The sequence below is a fragment of the Methanothermobacter sp. genome (genome assembly GCF_049720995.1).
In the GTDB taxonomy this organism is placed as follows: Archaea; Methanobacteriota; Methanobacteria; order Methanobacteriales; family Methanothermobacteraceae; genus Methanothermobacter.
The window spans coordinates 1-2,009 of sequence record NZ_JBNASF010000049.1; the positions used below are offsets into that span (position 1 = coordinate 1).

The window sequence follows — 2,009 nt, forward strand, 5'->3', positions numbered from 1 at the left end:
TGAATACCGTAAAATCACCAAAAATTTTCCTGAATCCAGCAGGAAAACCCACACACAGAGGAAGGCCGATAACTACTGGAGGCTCTGGATGGGAGGGCGCCTGATCCTGATTGCAGGTGCATTGATGATCCCCGCTGGAATATTACTTACAGTCACCGGTCTGGCCTGGGGCATCACAGCTGTGATTCTGGGAATCATCCTCATGATCCTCTCTGTACCACTGACCAGGACCAGTGAAAGGAGGGGAATGGGCTGGAGAAAGGGGTATGTGGGTGAACTCATAGTAACGAACTGCCTCAGACGCCTGCCTGAAGGTTACCATATCCTGAATGACATCCAGCTCCCCGGGGCATACGGGAACATGGACCACGTGGTTGTGGGTCCGACCGGGGTCTATGTGATAGAGACAAAGTCCTATTCAGGGAACTATATCGTGAAGGGTGACCGCTGGTTCCTTAACGATGAACTCAGAAAGGAGGAGGTCCAGTCACCATCGATACAGGCAAAGAGGAATGCTGCGGCCCTCAAGGAATTCCTTGGATCCAGGGATATCCATGTCTCATGGGTTAATGCAGTGGTTGCATTCCTCAGCGCCTCCTGCACCATCATGGAGGAGGATGAGCACTGCAGGATCCTGAAGCCCTGCCAGGTTCCGGAGCATATAATGGAAAGTCGCCTCATGCTGGGTGAGAGCAAGGTGAAAAGGATAGTGAACGCCCTGAGAAAACATACCTCAGAGGTCTGGTAAGGTACATCAAGCTGGTAATCAGCATATGCTCAGAGGTCTGGTGGGTACATTTATAAGGTTGCTGGTTATAAATATCTTCTTCAATTCATGATCATGGAGGATTTAAATGGGTTACTATGACAGACTAAGGGGCTTTCTGGCAATATTCCTCAGGGGACTCTTCATGGGAAGCGCAGATGTGATGCCCGGTGTCTCTGGCGGGACAATCGCACTCATAACAGGCATATATGAGAGGCTCGTCCATGCAATAAGTAAGATAAGGTTTGGATTCATAAAGCCACTGCTCAATGGCGACCTTGAGGGTGCCCGGAAGTCCCTGAGGGAGGAGGTTGACCTTGAACTCTTTGTACCCCTCCTTGCGGGTATAGCCTGTGCGGTGCTCACACTCTCAAAGGTTATGCTCTTCTTCATAACCACCTACGTAGCATTCACCTACGCATTCTTCTCAGGCCTCATACTCGCCTCAGCATATGTGGTCTACCAGAAGATAGATGGTTTTTCACTCAAAAACCTGGCATCAGGTGCTCTGGGCCTCATATTCGCCTACCTCTTTGTGGGCCTCAACCCTATACAGGCAAATCACACACTCCCGGTTGTCTTCATATCTGGATTCGTGGCCATATGTGCAATGATACTCCCTGGAATCTCAGGTGCATTTCTCCTTCTCCTCCTGAACCAGTACGAGTACATGCTGGGGGTCCTGAACCGTCTGGCCATGGTTGAGATATTCACATTCCTTGCAGGGGCGGCTATTGGTATAATGAGCTTCTCAAGGGTTCTGGATTATCTGCTGAGGAACCATGAGGCCGTTACAATGTCCTTTCTTGTGGGCCTCATGATAGGTACCCTGAGGCTCCCCTACAACAAGATAGCGATGGTGGATACCACCTCCATCATAATATCCGCAGTGATTGGTATAACCGGATTTGTCCTGGTCATGATACTTGAGAGCAGATTCGACTACATAGACTACTGAAATTTAATTTTTCTTCCTAAATCGGGCAATTTTCCTTTAATTTACTGGAATGTTTAAGTTGGACGGAGCTGTGGTGCAGACTGAGCATACTATTTTAACATGATTAAACATATGTAAATCATATGCAGATCCTGAGGGGTGTGGGTGCCGGTGCCGGAAGGCGAAGCGGCAGGGTGCGTATAATAAGGAACCCTGAGGATGCGTGCAGCCTTGAATGGGGAGAGGTGGCTGTATTCAAAAAGATAGCCAGGGATATGCTGCCTGAAATCAAAAGGGCCGCCGCTG

General features: G+C 49.2%; 2 protein-coding genes. Both read left to right on the forward strand.

Features of this window, described 5'->3' with window-relative positions; all coding sequences use genetic code 11:
• On the forward strand, window positions 1-748 hold a 748-nt coding region (locus ACPLJI_RS09000; protein WP_424741278.1), incomplete at its 5' end, for an NERD domain-containing protein.
• 163 nt (window positions 749-911) lie between these two features.
• Window positions 912-1,724 carry a DUF368 domain-containing protein gene (locus tag ACPLJI_RS09005; protein ID WP_424730809.1) on the forward strand — a complete coding sequence of 271 codons (813 nt, stop codon included), beginning with the start codon at window positions 912-914 and terminating at the stop codon, window positions 1,722-1,724.
• Window positions 1,725-2,009 lie beyond the last annotated feature (285 nt).

What these genes read in the sequence shown, in the direction of transcription:
- ACPLJI_RS09005 (WP_424730809.1), top strand. Translation starts at nt 912, where the DNA reads ATGGGAAGCGCAGATGTGATGCCCGGTGTCTCTGGCGGGACAATCGCA.